We start from the raw sequence: 16,191 nt of genomic DNA, 5'->3' as shown, positions 1-16,191 counted from the left end.
CCCCCTGTCGGTTGGCCTTTGCGCGGCTACTACAGCCCGACCCCCTGTGGTTTGACCTTCACGCAGCTACCACAGCTCAGCCCCCTGTCGGTTGACCTTTGCGCGGCTACCGCAGCCCGACCACCTGTGGGGTGTGGATGAGTACCAGGGTTGGCGGCCCAAGCTCTTGGGGTGTGGTTGGGCTTTGTGGTTCGGGCTGCTGAGTTTCTGGCCTTCGCTTCGCTCCGGCGGCATTGCGCCCCGAGGAGCTGCTGTCGAGGGCACAAAAACGGACCACGGCAAAGGGCGCCTAGTCCGTTTTTGCACCCTCGACAGCAGCGGGCGCAATGCGACTTTGGTTGCGGCCAACCCGCGGGGTGTGAGGTGAGCGGTGAGGGGCGCGGCCAACCCCCCGCGGGGTGTGGGGTGGGCGGTGAGGGGCGCGGCCAGCCCCTGGGGTGTGGGGTGAGCGGCTAAGAGTGCGGCCAACCCCCCGCGGGGTGTGGGGTGGGCGGTGAGGGGCGCGGCCAGCCTTTGGGGTGTGGGGTGAGCGGCCAAGAGTGCGGCCAACCCCCCGCGGGGTGTGGGGTGGGCGGCCAAGGGGGCGGCCGGCCCCTGGGGTGTGGCTTTGTGGAAGTGGTTTATGAAAGTGGTCCGGGCGGTGGGGCCGGGGCACCTTGGGTTATGTGGAGAGGCCGGGTTGGGGGGTGTCGCGGACTCGGCGGCGGAGCATGACCTTGCGGCTGCCGTCGCGGTAGAGCTGCACGCGGGCGAGTTCCCAGCCGGAGAATTCGGCCTGGATTGCCAGCTGCGCCGCGGCGGTGAGGCGATCGACGTTCGAAGGCAGCCGGAGCGGGGCGTACTCGTAGTCCATGGCCTCTAATATGCGCCAGGCTCGGGCGAGTGACCAGTCCCCGGGCCGGTCAGGCCCTCTCTCTCCGGATATCCCAGGGTGACCGCGGACACGTCGTCGAGGGCGAGGGCGATCTCCGACGGCAGTGTCAGGTCCTCGCTGAGCAGAGCTCCCTGGAGTTGCCCGGCCGTGCGGGCGCCGAGGATCGGGGCGGCCACGCCGGGGCGGTCGCGGATCCAGGCGAGTGCGACCTCGAGCGGTTCCACGCCCAGTCCCGCGGCGGCCGTCACGACCGCCTCGACGATGCTGGAGCTGCGCGGTTCGAGGTAGGGCTGCACGAACGGCGCCAGGTGATCGGTGGCCGCGCGGGAGTCGAGCGGGCGGCCGTTGCGGTACTTGCCGGTGAGCACGCCGCGGCCCAGCGGTGACCAGGGGAGGATGCCGATCCCCAGGGCTGACGCGGCGGGCATGACCTCGCGCTCGATGCCACGCTCCAGCAGCGAATACTCGACCTGGGTGGCTACGATCGGCGCGCGGCCGGGGTAGGAGCGCTGCCAGGTGGCGTACTGCGCGGTCTGCCAGCCGGCGAAGTTGGAGACGCCCACGTAGCGGACCCGGCCGCTGGACACCGCGTGGTCGAGCGCGGACAGGGTCTCCTCCATCGGCGTGTGCGGGTCGGAGCCGTGCAGTTGCCACAGGTCGACATAGTCGGTGCCGAGGCGGCGCAGGGAGGCGTCGAGCGTACGCAGAAGGTGGCCCCGGGAGCTGTCGCGCCGGCGGTAACCCGCGTGGCCGAGCCCCGCCTTGGTCGCGATGACCACCTCGTCGCGCGGCACCAGATGATCGAGCAGCGACCCGATGACCGCCTCGGCGTCGCCGTCACCGTAGACGTCGGCCGTGTCGACCAGGGTGCCGCCGGCGTCGAGGAAGAGCTTGAGTTGCGCGGCCGCGTCGTCGGGGTCGGTGTCCCGGCCCCACGTCATGGTGCCGAGACCGAGCCGCGTGACCGCCAGCCCGCTCCGGCCGAGCGGTCGCTGTTGCATGCATGAACCTTATTCAGCCTTGACAACCTGCGGAACGCTCTGTGCGGCTCGATCACGCCGCAGATCCGTCGGGTACGCGACGCAAGTACCCGGAGATCACTGAGAGTGGCGGGCTAGGGTGGCAATCGCGGAACATCGGAGCTCCGCAGGCAGATCGGGAGGACCCGTGCGGCTCGGATTCAGCCTCGGATACCAGACAGCGTGGACCACGCCCGCCGACCACCTCGCCATGGCCCAGGAGGCCGATCGGCTCGGGTATTCCGTGGTGTGGGCGGCGGAGGCGTACGGTTCGGACTCGCCCAGCATGCTCGCGTGGATCGCCGGGCAGACCGAGCGGATCGACGTGGGTGCGGCGGTGATGCAGATCCCGGCGCGCAGCCCGGCGATGACGGCGATGACGGCGGCGACCATCGACACGCTGTCCGGCGGCCGGTTCCGGCTCGGGCTGGGCGTCTCGGGGCCGCAGGTCTCCGAGGGGTGGCACGGCGTGCGGTTCGCGAAGCCGCTGGGCCGCACGCGGGAATACGTCGACATCGTCAAGCTGGCGATCGCCCGCAAGCCCGTCGCGTATGACGGGGAGCACTACCAGCTGCCGCTGCCCGACGGCGCGGGCAAGGCTCTGCGGCTGGGCTTTCATCCGCCACGTTCGAGCGTACCCATCTATCTTGCGGCTGTCGGACCCAAGAACCTGGAGCTCGCCGGCGAGATCTCCGACGGCTGGCTGGCGATCTTCTTCGCCCCGGACGCCGCAGGGGAGTCCCTGCAGCACATCGAGCGCGGGCGGGCCAAGAGCGGCAACGGCCTGGCCGGGTTCGACGTCTGCCCGACCGTCCCGGTGGCCATCGGTGACGACATCGCGGCCTGCGCCGACCTGATCCGGCCCTACGCGGCCCTCTACGTCGGCGGCATGGGCAGCCGCGAGCAGAACTTCTACAACCAGCTGGCCGTCCGGATGGGCTACGCGGATGCGGCCAAGGAGGTCCAGGACCTCTACCTCGACCGCAAGGTACGCGATGCGGCCGCCGCGATCCCGCAGGAGTTCATCGAGCGTACGTCGCTGATCGGCCCGAAGCCGCGGATCGTCGAGCGCATCCGGGAGTACGCCGCCGCGGGTGTCGGCACGCTCTCGATCGCGCTGTACGTCGGCGACCGGGAGAGCGGCATCGCCACGCTGCGGGCGGTCGCCGAGGCGTACGAGGAGTCCGGGGTGGCCGAGTAACGTGGCGACCGTTCTTCTGCTCCGCCATGGGCGGACCACGGCCAACGCCAGCGGCGGGCTCGCCGGGCGGTTGCCCGTCGAGCTCGACGACACCGGTCGTGACCAGGCGAAACGGGTCGGCGAACGGCTCCGCGAGCTCCCGCTCGCCGCGGTCGTGTCCAGCCCGCTGATCCGCTGCCGGCAGACCCTGGAGCTGGTCCTGCCGGGGGTTGCGCCGCAGGTCGACGACGGGCTGATCGAGTGCGGTTACGGCGACTGGGAGGGCCGGCCCCTCGCGGAGCTGGCCAAGGATCCGCTCTGGCCGGTCGTCCAGCAGCACCCCAGCGCGGCGGTCTTCCCCAACGGCGAGGCCATGGCGGCGATGTCGGCGCGGGCGGTCGCCACGATCCGGCGCTGGGACGCGTTCGTGACGCGGGAACACGGGCCGGACGCGCTCTGGCTCGCCTGCAGCCACGGGGATGTGATCAAAGCCATCATCGCGGACGCCATGGGGCTGCATCTCGACCAGTTCCAGCGTCTCGTCGCCGATCCGGCCTCGGTGAGCGTGATCCGCTACACGCCGACCAGGCCGTTTCTGGTGCGGCTCAACGACACCTCGGACCTTCTTTCCCTGGTGCCGCCGCCTGCTTCGTCGGCGTCCCCGTCCGACGCCGCCGTGGGCGGTGGCGCTCAAGCGGGCGTTTGAGTGCTGACAGTGACCGTTGTGTTACCGCTGTGTAGCTCGCGTTGCGCCCTCGGCGAACCCCGCCCGGTGCGCCGCGCGCTCGTGCACGGCGGCGGATAGGGTCGTTGTCATGACCCACCAGGTGCATGCTTTCGAGCCGCCGGAGCGGTTCGTCGCCGGGACGGTGGGCGAGCCGGGCGACCGGACATTCTTCCTCCAGGCGCGCGGTGGCGGCCGGGTCGTCAGCGTTGCGCTGGAGAAGGTCCAGGTGTCGTTGCTCGCTGAGAAGCTCGAGGAGCTGCTCACCGAGGCAGGCCGGCGTTTCGGCGTCGATCTGCCGCAGACCTCGCCGCTGGCCGTCAACGACAACGAGCCGCTCGACACCCCCGTCGACGAGGAATTCCGGGTCGGCACGCTCGGCCTCGCCTTCGACGTCGACACCACCACGGTTGTCATCGAGGCGATCGAGGCGGGTGAGAACGACGCCGAGGTCGAGCTCGTGGGCGACGAGGACGAGGACGACGACGTCCCGATCGGCGACGATGAGGACGAGGAGCCCGACGACGACCTCGACCGGCTCCGGGTCCGGCTCACCCCCGAGGCGACCAGGGCGTTCATCGCCCGGGCCAAACGCGTCGTCGCGGCAGGGCGGCCACCGTGCCCGCTCTGCGGCCAGCCGCTCGACCCGGCCGGTCACCTCTGCCCCCGGCACAACGGTTACCACCGGTGACCACGGAGCAGTCGTCGGTGCTCGCCGAGGACGACGCCCTGCAGCTGCTCAGCCGCGGGACGATGGAGCTCGAGGGCCGGCTGGTCGACGCCTCCAACACGACGCTGCGCGCCGAGATCACGCTCGACGGCCTGACCCGGCGCTGCGTCTACAAACCGGTCCAGGGTGAGCGGCCGCTGTGGGACTTCCCCGACGGCACGCTCGCGGGGCGCGAGGTCTCGGCGTTCCTCGTCTCCCAGGCCAGCGGCTGGGGGATCGTGCCGCCCACGATCCTGCGCGACGGCCCGATGGGGATCGGCGCGTGCCAGCTCTGGATCGACGAGCCGGAGGACGCGCAGACGCTGATCGGCTTCGTTCCGGCCTACGACGTGCCCGAGGGCTGGTTCCCGGTGGCTAACGCGCGCGACGAGGACGGCGACGCCTATGCGCTGGCCCACGCCGACGACCCCCGCCTCAACCGGCTTGCCGTCCTCGACGCGGTGATCAACAACGCCGACCGCAAGGGCGGCCACGTCCTCTACGCCCCCGACGGCCGCATCCACGGCGTCGACCACGGCATCAGCTTCCACGTCGAGAACAAGCTCCGCACGGTGCTCTGGGGCTGGACGGGCAAGCCGATCCCCGCCGAGTCGATCGAGGTGCTCAAACAGCTCGCGGAGGCCCTCGACGGCACGCTCGGGGAGCAGCTCGAGGAGCACCTGACGATCACCGAGGTGCAGCAGACCCGGGTGCGGGTGCGGCGCCTGCTGCGCAAGGGACGCTTCCCCAGCCCGCCCCAGGACTGGCCCGCCGTGCCCTGGCCGCCCGTCTGAGGCTTTACTCACGTGCCCCGCGATTCTGCCGGGGGGTCTCGATAGGCTCACAGGCATGGACGCTTGGACCGGGCACGAGGTGCCGAGACTGCCGGGGACTTCCACCCCGCCGGACCTGTACGACTCGGCTCGCCGGGAGGTCGCCCCGACGTCCCCCGGGCAGACGGCCACCATGTATGTCTGTGGCATCACCCCGTACGACGCGACCCACCTCGGGCACGCCGCGACGATGATCACCTTCGACCTGGTGCAGCGGCTCTGGCGCGACGCCGGCCACGACGTGACCTACGTGCAGAACGTCACCGACATCGACGACCCGCTCCTCGAGCGCGCCAGCCGCGACGGCGAGGACTGGATCGTCCTGGCCATGCGCGAGACGGCCCTGTTCCGCGAGGACATGGAAGCCCTGCGGATGATCCCGCCGGCGCACTACGTCGGCGCGGTCGAGTCCATCCCCGCGATCGCCGCCCACGTGCGCGAGCTCGTCGCCGCGGGCGCGGCCTACACCCTCGACGACGGCACCGGCGACGTCTACTACACGATCGCGGCCTCCCCGAATTTCGGCTACGAGTCCAACCTCTCCCGCGACGAGATGCTGAAACTCTCCGCGGAGCGCGGCGGCGACCCGGAGCGCCCCGGCAAACGCGACCCCCTCGACCCCCTGCTCTGGCGCGGCGTCCGCGACGGCGAGCCCTCCTGGGACGGCGGCGACCTCGGCCCCGGCCGTCCCGGCTGGCACATCGAGTGCGCCACCATCGCCCTCGGCCTGCTCGGCAACCGCATCGACGTCCAGGGTGGCGGCAACGACCTGCTCTACCCCCACCACGAGTGCTCGGCCGCCCACGCCGAACGCCTCACCGGCGAGGCACCCTTCGCCGCCCACTACGTCCACGCGGGCATGATCGGCCTCGACGGCGAGAAGATGTCCAAGTCCAAGGGCAACCTGGTCTTCGTCTCCCGCCTGCGCGGCGACGGCGTCGACCCCATGGCCGTGCGTCTCGCCCTGCTGACCGGCCATTACCGCACCGACCGCCAGTGGACCGACGACACCCTCAAGACCGGCCAGGAACGCCTCGCCCGCTGGCGCTCCGCCGCTGAGGCCCCGGCCGGCCCGTCGGGCGAGGGCCTGCTCGCCGCGGTCCGCGAAGCCCTGCACCACGACCTCGACACCCCGGCAGCGATCGCCGTCGTCGACGCCTGGGCCGACGCCGCCCTCTCCGGCACGGGCGACGACACCCTCGCCCCCGTCCTGATGAGCACCACGGTGGACGCGCTCCTGGGCGTGCGCCTCTGAACCTGCCCGTCGGCTTCCACGACAACGGCGCGCTGAAGTGGGAGCGGCCGATCACGCTCCTGGTCACAGCCGGGAGCGTGCTCCTCCTCACCGTCGGCGGCCTGTTGCTGTGGGCGGGGCACGAGGCGTCCCAGTGGGTTCTGGCGGCCGGCGGGGTCGGGCTCTTCGTAGCGGTGACCGGCCGGTGCGCCTTTGTCTGCGAGTCCCGCTACGAGGACAGGCCGCTGGCTCAGCCACCGCACAACACCCACCACAGTTCCCGGCGGCGGCTGGGATCCGGGCGAGCCAGCGGGATTGCGTACGCGGGGGGCGTACTCGGCGTATTGATGGTCCTCGCCGCGGTGGTGAGCCCGGGTGACCGGCTCGAGGGGCTTGCCTTCACGGGTTTCGGTCTGGCTGTGATGGCGGGGTGCTGGCTGGCGGGACCGGCGGCCCGGTTCGTCGTCACGCCGGCGTATCTGACCATCGACACGGCGTTCTACCGGATCCGGGTGCCGCGGCGGCTGCTCGGGGAGTTCACCCGGTCGCAGCTGGAGGTACGGCTCCACCTCACGAACGGCGATTTTTACGACCTGAGCGTCGACTCTCCGCTGTGGGGGCTGAGCGGCGCCGACCGGTACCGCTTGAACTCCCGGTGCCAGGTTCGGACTGTCGCGCGCATCGTGGCGATGCTGAGCGAGGTCCGCGCCGAGGATCCTGATCCCGGCTCTGGTGTCGTCACCGGTCTGCGCCGGGGAACGGTGGCGTTCGCCGGGATCGCGGTCGTGGTGTGCACTGCGCTCACGGTGATCGGAACCGTCGACGTCTTCCGTCTCGGCGGCTGACCGCGGGGCGTTGGCTGCTCGCAGGGCCTTTGGCCGTTGGGCCTTCGGCCGTTGGGTCTTTTGGCCGCTGGGCCTTGGCCGCTGCTCGCTGGGCTGGGTGCTTGGTGTGTGGCCCCGCTATGCCAGGGTGAGGCCCGGGTCGGGGTCGGGATCCGGGGTGGGGGCGGGGATCCGGTATTCCTCCGTGAGGGTGGTCATCGGGCCCGGCCAGGTGGCCTGGGCGACCTCGATCGGCTTGCGGGTCTCGTCGAAGGCGACGTGCAGCAGATGCAGGACCGGCGTGTCCGGGCGGATCTGGAGGGTCTCCGCCTCGTCGCGGCTCGGCTGGCGGGCGCTGATCGTGTCCGTGGCCGAGGTGTAGCGGCGGCCGATGGCTTCCTCGGCCTCCTGGTAGAGCGGCCGGCCGTACGATTCGCGGCGCTCCAGGGACGTGCCGGAAGCATCGGTGACGCGGAACCACGAGGCGCCGATCTCCACGGTCGCGTCGTCGGTGCGGACGATGTGCCGGCGAACCAGCATCTCCGTGCCGTCCCGGACCCCGAACGCGTCCGCGACCTCGGAGGGCGCGGCTTCCCGCCCGACCGCGGTCAACTGCTGGCGATAGCGTGCCGCGAGATCCGCGTGGTAGCCGCGGTGCACGCCGTAACGGCCCCGGGAGAGCCGGTTCAGCCGGCGGCGCGTGCCCCGGACGTACGTGCCGGAGCCCGGTTTGGTGATCAGGATGCCCTCGACCCGGAGCTGGTCGACGGTCCGCTGCACGGTCTGCTTGGCGACCCCGAACATCTCCGCCATCGCCGGAATCGAGGGAAGTCGCTCGCCGGGCTGCCAGTCGCCGCGCCGGATCCGTTCCTTCAGCTGCGCGGCGATCTGCCGATGGGGAAACTCCGCGGCGCCGGGGTTGATCGTCATGCACCGACCTCCTAACCCTAGGTTCCTAGGATGCGGCAAGCCGGGCCCGCCGTCACCCTGACACGCCGACATCCCACGATTCGCCGGGCCTGCTGCGGGGTCTGACACGCCGAATGGTCCGCGGCCAGGGACGCGGGGTGGGTCCCGTTAGGCTGCTCTGCCATGGAGGCTCTGCGGTTGGTCTTGCGGTATGTCCATCTGATCGGGTTCGCGATGCTGCTGGGCGGCGCGATCGTGCAGTTCGTGTCGGGGAAGCTGCGGATCAATCCGGCGATGCTGTGGGGCTCGATCATCCAGGTGCTGACGGGGCTGGCGCTCTCGGCGCCGCTGCGGGGTGGTGGGGACAACGAGCCGAGCCCGGTGAAGCTCGCCGTGAAGCTGGTCATCGCCGTCATGATCTTTGTGATGGTGTTCATCCCGTGGCGTAGGAAGCGCGAGAACGTCAACCGCGGCCACTTCATCGGCATCATCGCCCTCACCCTGATCAACGCCGCCGTCGCCACTTTCTGGCACTAGGGGGCATGTGACCCATCAGATGCGCCCTACTTCTCCATGAGCGGTGCCAGGCCGTCGAGGAGGCGTTGCAGGCCGAAGTCGAACAGTATGCCGAGGTCGAACTCGACGGTGGGCTGGGCCAGGTAGCTGCTCATCATGGGTAGGGTGCCCCGGCTGAGGATCTCGGTGAAGCGTTGTTCCTGGGAGCCCAGCCATTCTTCTTCGGTGATGCCGGTGTCCTGGCGGGCCTGGATCTCCGCCTCGATGTTGACCGCTGTGCCGCGTACATGGTTGGCGAGCATGACCGCGGCGCGGAACTGGCTGTCGGGGTCGAGGGTGGCCAGGGCTCGCATGGAGTATTCGGTGTGGGCCATGGCGTTCGGGGCGAGCAGGGGACGGGTGAAGGAGATGGCCTGGGCGAGCCAGGGCTGGCGCTGGTACATCGTCCATTGCAGGCGGGCGCCGGCTTCGAGGCAGGCGCGCCAGCCGTGCACGCCGGGGGACAGCGACGGTGGCGGGTTTGCTGCGAAGACCGTGTCCATCATGACCAGAAGCAGCTCCTCCTTGTCGGCGACGTAGCGGTAGAGCGACATCGTCGGGAGGCTCACCTCGCCCGCGAGGCGGCGCATCGACAGGGCGGTGAGCCCTTCGCGATCGGCGACCTTGATGGCGGCTGCGATCACCTCGGACAGGTCGGGGTTGGCGCGGTCGGGGAGGGCGGAGGCGACCACGGTGCCGACGCCGGGCAGGGCTCGGACGAGGCCGCGGTCCCGCAGGGTGGTGAGGACCTTGGTGGCGGTGGCCATGGCGATGCCGTGGGTGGTGATGAGCTGGCGGGTCGAGGGGACGCGGTCGCCCGGGGCGAGCTCTCCCGTGGCGATGCGCGCGGCGATCTCGTCGGCGATGCGGGCGGACGGCGACGTGTCCACAAGCTACCTCCGCACTAGTGCACTGAGCTGGGAAGAGAGGGGTGTTAGCGCCACCGACCCAGCGTATAGTGCGCTCGTACGGTGTACCAATGACTGATGCCGTACGGGTGGAATCGCTCTACAAAACATACGACACCGGCACTCCCGTGACCGCGCTCGACGGGGTGAGCGCGGCCTTCGAGGCGGGGACGTTCACCGCGGTGATGGGGCCGTCCGGATCCGGGAAGTCCACGTTGCTGCAGTGTGCGGCGGGGCTGGACCGGCCGAGCGCGGGGAGGGTGTTCCTCGGCGGTGCGGAGCTGACCGCGACCGGGGACACCGCGATGACGAAGTTCCGGCGCGAGCGGGCCGGGTTCGTGTTCCAGGACTACAACCTGTTGCCGGCGCTGACCGTGGAGCAGAACGTCGTGCTGCCCCTGCGGCTGGCGCGGCGGCGGGCCGATCGGGGCAGGGCTCGCGAGGTGCTCGGGACGCTGGGGCTGGCAGAGCGGGCGGGGGAGTTGCCCGAGCGGTTGTCCGGTGGGCAGCGCCAGCGGGTGGCGGTGGCGCGGGCGCTGGTCGGCCGGCCAGCGGTGATCTTCGCCGACGAGCCGACCGGTGCCCTGGACCTGCGCAGTGCGCGGGAGGTGCTGGCGCTGCTGCGGACCACGGTGCGGGACTTCGGGCGTACGGTCATCATGGTCACGCATGATCCGATGGCCGCGGCGTACGCGGACACGGTCCTCTTCCTCGCCGACGGACGCCTCGCCGGGCAGCTGAGCGCGCCCACCGCTGAAGCCGTCGCCGCGCACCTCACCGAGCTGGTGGCGGCATGATCGCCATCGCGTTGCGCACCCTGCGGCACCGCCCGGGCGGGTTCGCCGCCACGTTCCTGTCGGCTTTCCTGGGGGCGGCGCTGCTGATGGCGTTCGCGTCGCTGCTGGACACCGCGGCCGGCGCCGACGAGGCCAGCGCGGAGTCGCTCGGGACCACGGCGAGTGTGGCGGGCGGCTGGTGCCTGGTGATCGTGGTGTTCGCGGTGACGTCGACGCTGAGCCTGGCCGTGCGGCAGCGTGGTGATCAGTTCGCGGTGCTGCGCCGGGCGGGTGCCACCGGGCCGCAGTTGCGCCGGATGATCGTGGGGGAGGCCGTGGCGGTTGCGGTGCTAGCGGCGGGGGTGGCCGTGCCGGTCGGGCTGGCCGGTGGGCGGGTGCTGCTGGGGTTGCTCAAGGACACCGGGCAGGTCGCGGATGGCGTGGGCTACGCGTTCGGGCCGGTCGCGCTTGCCGCCGGGTTCGGGGTGACGCTGATCGGGGCGGTGATCGCGGGATTCGCCACGTCACGGCGTACCTCGCGAATGGGGGTGAAGAGGGAGCGGCCCCGGGCCCGGCGGATCGCCGCGGGGTTGTTCCTGGGTGCGGCGGCGGGTTGCGCGGTGCTGACGGCGACGGTGATGGACGGCAAGGGCATCGACGCGATGCAGACGGCGGGCCAGGCGGGGATCTGGGGCTCGCTCGGGCTAGCGCTGCTAGCGCCGGAGTTGCTGAGACTGACCGGGACCAGCGTGCGGCTGGCGAGCGCGGTGATGCCGGTGACGCTGTTCAGCGGGATCGCGACCGGGACGGTCTACATGCAGGGCATCGAGGACGACGCGGCGGCCGGTCAGATCCAGCCGGACTACGCCCGCGACATCCAGACGCTCAACTATGTCGTCGTCGGGATGATCACGGTGTTCGTGGCGATCATGCTGGTGAACACGCTCATCGCGGCGACCGTGCACCGGCGGCGGGAATTCGCGCAGCTGCGGCTGGCCGGTGCGACCCGGGGTCAGGTCACCGCGATGGTCGCGGCCGAGGCGCTGCGGGTCACGGTGACCGGGATCCTCGCCGGCTCCGCCGCCTCGCTCTTCACGATCCTGCCGTTCGGCTCGGCCCGCGCGGGTGAGATCTGGCCGAGTGCATCGATCGCACCGTACGCGGTGATCGCGGCGATCGCCGTGCTGCTGACAGCAACCGCGACCCTCGGCACGACCAGGCGCTCGATCCGGGGGCCCGCCCTGCCCCAGGCATGACGCCGCCCTGTCCCGGGCATGACGCCGGCGGCCTGCTCTGCCCGGGCGTGGCGCCGTGTGCCTGCTCTGCCCCGGGCGTGAACCCGGGGCGCAGCGTGACTACCAGGAGCCGGCTGTCGGACCCGCGGAACCGCCCCGGCGGCGCAGGTACTTCTCGAACTCGCTGGCGATCTCGTCACCGGTCAGCGGCTTGATGCCCTCGTCGCCGACCCGCTCCTCCAGCTCCCGCACGTACTCGCCGAGCTCCGCGTCCTGCTCGGCGGCGGCGCGCACCCGCTTCTCCCACTCGTCGGACTCCTCGGCCAGATCGGCCAGGGGCACCGGCAGGTCGAGGACGTCCTCGAGCCGGCTGAGGAGCGCCAGCGTCGCCTTCGGGCAGGGCGGGTTGTTCGCGTAGTGCGGGACGTGCACCCAGAACGACAGGGCCTCCAGGTCGGCGCGCCCGGCGGCCTCCTGCAGGACCCCGACGATGCCGGTCGGCCCCTCGTAACGGGTGGGGGCGACCTTGTACTTCTCCGCCATGCCCTCCTCCGACGCGCTCCCGCTGATCGGCAGGGGCCGCGTGTAGGGGACGTCCGCGAGCAGCGCGCCGAGCAGCATGATCCGGTCGACCTCCAAGCTGTGGCAGACCTCGAGGATCTGCTCGCAGAAGGTGCGCCACTTCATGCTCGGCTCGATGCCGCGGATCAGGACGACGTCACGGTCGGTCCCGGGCGGGCTCGCCACGCTGAACCGCGTGGTGGGCCACTCGATGCGCCGCGTCTCGCCGTCCGCCATGGTCGTGGTCGGCCTGCTGACCTGGAAGTCGTAGAACTCCTCCGGGTCGATGGTGGTGATCTCGCGTGCCTGCCACACCTGCTCGAGGTGCTCCACCGCGGCTGTCGACGCGTCGGCCGCGTCGTTCCACCCTTCGAAGGCGGCGATCGCCACGGGGGAGCGCAGCAGGGGAAGGCCGTCGAACTCTGTCACGGTGCCAACCTTTCGTACCTCGATACTCCAAGAGCCTACGTCCCGCAGCCGCACCGCACCGACCGGCCGCGCCGTGAGCGGCCCCTCACCCGCACCGCGGACCCGCCCATGCGCGTCACGACCTGCCGGGGCGCGTCCAGAACTGCCGCGGCGCGAACCCGTCGCGGCGCAGCCAGTGCTCGGTGTAGACGATCCGGTCCGCGGGGATCACCACCAGCGGCCCGAGCGGCGGTTCTCCCAGGTCACGGGAGCGTTCGACATGATCGGACTGCCAGCGTACGGCGGGCCACCAGTGGTCGTACCCGTCGTCCCCGGGCTCCAGCACCCGGGCCTCGCCGAACACCTGCGCGCCCCGGCTGCTCGCCTGCCCCACCAACGGCGCGAAAACCCCGACGGACACGCGCGGGTCGGCGGCTATGTTGCGCAATTTGGGCGTACGCGGAGCAGCCGTGAACACCAGCGTGAAGTCCACATGGAAGAAGCGGACCGGAGTGGCGAGGGCACCGGACGGCCCGGTCGTCGCGATCACGCACATGTTCTGCGAGGACAGCAGGTTCAGGATGCGCTCGTCGAGCCGTTCACGCGGAAGCTGCTCCGACGGCGAGGGACCGGCGAGCCAGGGATTCGTCACAGGCATGGACGATCATGGCATCCTCATCGGAGCGCTGTTCTAGTGGACCACGTGGTCGGCGAGGATGGCGGCACAGCGCAGGTTGCGGTAACGGCCGCGGTAATCCAGGCCGTAGCCGACGATCAGGCCCGAGGGGACGTCGAAGCCTGTGTACGCGGGGACGTCGAACGCCGCGCCCTCCGGTTTGCGCAGCAGCGCGCAGACGGCGAGGGACGCCGGGCGCCGGATGGTCAGGTTGTTGATCAGCCAGGACGCGGTGAGGCCGGTGTCGACGACGGCCTCGACGATGATCACGTCGCGGCCCTCGATGTCCAGATCAAGGTCCTTCAGCAACCGTACGGAACCGGAGCTGCGTTTGCTCGTCGTGTACGACCGCATCGCCATCCAGCCGATCTCGACCGGGGTCTCCAGAGCGCGGGCCAGGTCGACGGTGAAGGTCGCGGCACCGCCCAGGACGCCGATCAGCACGAGGTCGCGCCCCGCGTAGTCCTTGCCGATCTCGCGCGCCAGCTCGCCCACCCGCGCGAGGATCGTCTCCTCGCTCAGCAGCACCGATGCGAGATCGTCCGCCACGTGCCCAGCGTCCACCCGGTTCCCCCTCACGCCCTGCCGGAAATTTTGCCACGCTCCCCTGTGAGTCCCCCGGCGCCCGGCTCTCGTACCAATCGGGTTGATGTCCCGGAAACGCGGTCCTGACCAGGGCAAACTGCGGGGGTGGTCAAACCGGGCCGGAGGTTGCGGGCAGTCGCCTATGTGGGGTTGGTCACGCTCGTCGCGCTGCTTCTCCGCAACGCCGCGGATGTCGCGCTGGTCGTGCTGACGCTGCCGGCCGGGCTCGCGGTCCGGTACGCGCCGGGGTCCGCGGACCTGCCCGTGGAGCTCGTCTACCCGGTCGCCGCGGTGCTCAACGTCCTGGTGCTCACCGCCGTGAGCCTGACGGACCCGGCCCGGCGCGCCGAGGCCGGTGTCGAGCAGCGGCTCAGTGTCGCGCTGACCTCCAGCCGGCTGCCCGTGACCCCCATGTTCCACAGCCACGGCACGGTCCCGGCGGGGCCGGTACGGGGGCGGATCGAGCGCAGCCTGCTGCTTCGTGACGTGCCGCTGGCGTTCCCCGAGCTGGCCGGCGTCTACCGGGACCACTGGCAGGGTGCCGGCCTGCGGGTCCAGGAGCGGACCGGCCCGCCGGCGCTGCGGGCCCTCGACGACCAGGGGTACGAGCTGCGCATCGAGCCCGCCCCCGGCCACTTCGGCGACACGGTGCTGCAGGTCCTCTCACCGCCACGCCTTCAGCCGCGTTTCACCGCGGGACTGGTCGCCGGCGGGTTGGTCGCCGCGGCGGTTCTTCTCTGGGCCCGTGTTTCCCCGACGGGCTTTGCCGCAGGTTTCGACACGCCCGGCGCCCTGCGGTTCGCGACGCTTGCTGTCCTGGCCGGGGTGGGGCTCGCGCTCACCTGGCCCTCGACGCGGGCCTTCGGGGTGGGGTTCTGCCTGCCGGTGGCGCTCGCCGTGGCCGCCGTACTCACGGTGATCTAGGCGTTTTGTTATCCCTGCGTTCATGATCATCTGGACCGTTAGGTCCGAGAATTAACCTTTTGTCCACATGCTTGCCCTGCCCTTTATGCTTCCTGTCGTATTCCGGTAAGGTCCGCGCGTCTTACTATTCATGTATTCATCACTTGGTGGAGTTGGGCATGGCACAACGGTTCACGCTCGGCGAGATCCGCACTCGCACATACAAGGATCGCGACGCCTGGTGGACCGTCTGGCTGGTCGACCCGCTCGCCTCGCGCCTGGTCTGGCTCGTGGCCCCGGTCCGGTGGATCACCCCGAACCTGCTGACCATGGGCGCGTTCCTGCTCGGGTTCGTCTCCGCGTACTGCTTCGCGCAGGGTGACTACCCGTGGCTGATCGCCGGCGCGGTCGTGTTCCACCTGAGCTTCGTGCTCGACTGCATGGACGGTAAGATCGCCCGGCTCAAGGGCACCGGCTCCGTCTTCGGCGCCTGGCTCGACTACGTCTTCGACCGCCTGCGCGTGGTCGTCTGCGCCGTCGCCCTCATGGCCGGCCAGTACGCGAAGACCGACAACATCCACTACCTGTGGCTCGCCGGCGTCGTGATCTTCCTCGACATGTTCCGCTACCTCAACGCCCTGCAGATGGGCAAGGTCAAGAACGACATGCGCCGCCGCCTCGAAGCGGCCCAGGGCGACGGCGTGGCGCCCCCGATGTTCGTCGAAGAGACGGACATGGAGCAGCCCATCGGCGCGAGCACCCTCACCACCGCCGTCGACAGCAAGGGCGAGGAACGCCCGGTCGTCGACGTCTACGGCGACTTCCGCGCCAAGCTCGGCCCGCTGGTCAAGGTCCGCAACGCCCTCGTCCGCCAGCGCATCCGCGCCCACCTGTTCAGCGGCATCGAATTCCAGATGTTCGTCTTCATCCTCGGCCCGCTGACCAACCAGATCATGTTCTTCACGATCCTCTCCGCGGTCCTGCTCGCGGCCTTCGAGCTCCTGCTGATCTACAAGCTCTACACAGCCACCAAGAGCTACGCCCGCACCATGGCCAAGATCGGCGTCACCAGCGAAGCCCAGGCCGAAGCCGGCGCCGTCGCCGCCGGCCACGAAGAGGTCGAACAGGTCGTCGACCTCGAACAACTCGACGCCAACACGGTCGGCGCCACCCGCAACTGAGCAGCCCGCTTCTCCGCTCCACCCCGCTTCTCCGCTCCACCCCGCTTCTCCGCTCCACCCCGCTTCTCCGCTCCACCCCGCTTCTCCGCTCCACCCC

At 70.6% G+C, this 16,191-nt stretch carries 18 protein-coding genes; 11 read left to right on the top strand and 7 right to left on the bottom strand.

The genetic code is table 11. The features are described from left to right. Positions 1-661 precede the first annotated feature (661 nt). A complete protein-coding gene (locus tag Ahu01nite_RS27140; RefSeq protein ID WP_203839468.1) occupies positions 662-853 on the bottom strand; it encodes a DUF5703 family protein in 192 nt (63 codons plus the stop codon). A gap of 5 nt (positions 854-858) precedes the next feature. Further along, complete coding sequence (locus Ahu01nite_RS27135) at positions 859-1,875, bottom strand: aldo/keto reductase (RefSeq protein WP_203839467.1); 1,017 nt, start codon at positions 1,873-1,875, stop codon at positions 859-861. Between the two features lie 166 nt (positions 1,876-2,041). Here Ahu01nite_RS27135 and Ahu01nite_RS27130 point away from each other — a divergent pair, with 166 nt between their 5' ends. The 6 genes from Ahu01nite_RS27130 to Ahu01nite_RS27105 all read left to right on the top strand — a co-directional run bounded on the left by Ahu01nite_RS27130 (position 2,042) and on the right by Ahu01nite_RS27105 (position 7,418). Then, entirely contained in the window at positions 2,042-3,094 is a 1,053-nt protein-coding gene (locus Ahu01nite_RS27130) for an LLM class F420-dependent oxidoreductase (protein WP_203839466.1), read from the top strand. A 1-nt stretch (position 3,095) separates the two neighbouring features. Further along, the gene (locus Ahu01nite_RS27125) at positions 3,096-3,779 is read left to right on the top strand and encodes a histidine phosphatase family protein (RefSeq protein WP_203839465.1); all 684 of its coding nucleotides are present in this window, start codon (positions 3,096-3,098) and stop codon (positions 3,777-3,779) included. A gap of 109 nt (positions 3,780-3,888) precedes the next feature. Next, on the top strand, positions 3,889-4,488 hold the full coding sequence (locus tag Ahu01nite_RS27120) for a DUF3090 domain-containing protein (RefSeq protein WP_203839464.1): 600 nt from the start codon (positions 3,889-3,891) through the stop codon (positions 4,486-4,488). Next, positions 4,485-5,300 carry an SCO1664 family protein gene (locus Ahu01nite_RS27115; RefSeq protein ID WP_275411786.1) on the top strand — a complete coding sequence of 272 codons (816 nt, stop codon included), beginning with the start codon at positions 4,485-4,487 and terminating at the stop codon, positions 5,298-5,300. Before Ahu01nite_RS27120 ends, Ahu01nite_RS27115 begins: the two co-directional genes overlap by 4 nt. 55 nt (positions 5,301-5,355) lie before the next feature. Continuing rightward, positions 5,356-6,594: a cysteine--1-D-myo-inosityl 2-amino-2-deoxy-alpha-D-glucopyranoside ligase gene (gene mshC, locus Ahu01nite_RS27110; protein ID WP_203839463.1), complete on the top strand. Its 1,239-nt coding sequence runs from the start codon at positions 5,356-5,358 to the stop codon at positions 6,592-6,594. Between the two features lie 77 nt (positions 6,595-6,671). Further along, a complete protein-coding gene (locus Ahu01nite_RS27105; protein ID WP_203839462.1) occupies positions 6,672-7,418 on the top strand; it encodes a hypothetical protein in 747 nt (248 codons plus the stop codon). Between the two features lie 117 nt (positions 7,419-7,535). On the opposite strand, the gene Ahu01nite_RS27100 is transcribed toward Ahu01nite_RS27105, so the two are convergent. After that, positions 7,536-8,327 carry a GntR family transcriptional regulator gene (locus tag Ahu01nite_RS27100; protein WP_203839461.1) on the bottom strand — a complete coding sequence of 264 codons (792 nt, stop codon included), beginning with the start codon at positions 8,325-8,327 and terminating at the stop codon, positions 7,536-7,538. 162 nt (positions 8,328-8,489) lie between these two features. On the opposite strand from Ahu01nite_RS27100, the gene Ahu01nite_RS27095 reads away from it, so the two are divergent. Then, the gene (locus Ahu01nite_RS27095; RefSeq protein WP_203839460.1) at positions 8,490-8,843 is read left to right on the top strand and encodes a hypothetical protein; all 354 of its coding nucleotides are present in this window, start codon (positions 8,490-8,492) and stop codon (positions 8,841-8,843) included. 26 nt (positions 8,844-8,869) lie between these two features. Here the strand turns inward: Ahu01nite_RS27095 and Ahu01nite_RS27090 are convergent, their stop codons facing one another. After that, the gene (locus Ahu01nite_RS27090; protein WP_203839459.1) at positions 8,870-9,751 is read right to left on the bottom strand and encodes a TetR/AcrR family transcriptional regulator C-terminal domain-containing protein; all 882 of its coding nucleotides are present in this window, start codon (positions 9,749-9,751) and stop codon (positions 8,870-8,872) included. An 89-nt stretch (positions 9,752-9,840) separates the two neighbouring features. Between Ahu01nite_RS27090 and Ahu01nite_RS27085 the strand changes: the two genes are divergently transcribed. After that, a complete protein-coding gene (locus tag Ahu01nite_RS27085) occupies positions 9,841-10,566 on the top strand; it encodes an ABC transporter ATP-binding protein (protein WP_203839458.1) in 726 nt (241 codons plus the stop codon). Continuing rightward, positions 10,563-11,801 (top strand): FtsX-like permease family protein, encoded by a 1,239-nt coding sequence (locus Ahu01nite_RS27080; RefSeq protein WP_203839457.1) that lies wholly within the window; start codon positions 10,563-10,565, stop codon positions 11,799-11,801. The genes Ahu01nite_RS27085 and Ahu01nite_RS27080 overlap by 4 nt, the downstream gene beginning before the upstream one ends. 99 nt (positions 11,802-11,900) lie before the next feature. On the opposite strand, the gene Ahu01nite_RS27075 is transcribed toward Ahu01nite_RS27080, so the two are convergent. The 3 genes from Ahu01nite_RS27075 to hpt form a co-directional block, all read right to left on the bottom strand. Next, a complete protein-coding gene (locus Ahu01nite_RS27075) occupies positions 11,901-12,770 on the bottom strand; it encodes a PAC2 family protein (RefSeq protein ID WP_203839456.1) in 870 nt (289 codons plus the stop codon). A gap of 115 nt (positions 12,771-12,885) precedes the next feature. Further along, positions 12,886-13,407 carry a pyridoxamine 5'-phosphate oxidase family protein gene (locus Ahu01nite_RS27070; protein WP_203839455.1) on the bottom strand — a complete coding sequence of 174 codons (522 nt, stop codon included), beginning with the start codon at positions 13,405-13,407 and terminating at the stop codon, positions 12,886-12,888. Positions 13,408-13,440: 33 nt separating this feature from the next. Beyond that, the gene (gene hpt, locus Ahu01nite_RS27065) at positions 13,441-13,974 is read right to left on the bottom strand and encodes a hypoxanthine phosphoribosyltransferase (protein ID WP_203839454.1); all 534 of its coding nucleotides are present in this window, start codon (positions 13,972-13,974) and stop codon (positions 13,441-13,443) included. Positions 13,975-14,115: 141 nt separating this feature from the next. Between hpt and Ahu01nite_RS27060 the strand changes: the two genes are divergently transcribed. Next, positions 14,116-14,934: a hypothetical protein gene (locus tag Ahu01nite_RS27060; protein WP_203839453.1), complete on the top strand. Its 819-nt coding sequence runs from the start codon at positions 14,116-14,118 to the stop codon at positions 14,932-14,934. A 158-nt stretch (positions 14,935-15,092) separates the two neighbouring features. Next, positions 15,093-16,094 carry a CDP-alcohol phosphatidyltransferase family protein gene (locus tag Ahu01nite_RS27055; protein WP_203839452.1) on the top strand — a complete coding sequence of 334 codons (1,002 nt, stop codon included), beginning with the start codon at positions 15,093-15,095 and terminating at the stop codon, positions 16,092-16,094. The last annotated feature ends 97 nt before the right edge of the window (positions 16,095-16,191 follow it).

It is taken from the genome of Winogradskya humida, assembly GCF_016862215.1.
Classification (GTDB): domain Bacteria; phylum Actinomycetota; class Actinomycetes; order Mycobacteriales; family Micromonosporaceae; genus Actinoplanes; species Actinoplanes humidus.
Note: the sequence above shows the minus strand (reverse complement) of the source record. Positions and strands in the feature narration are given on the sequence as shown.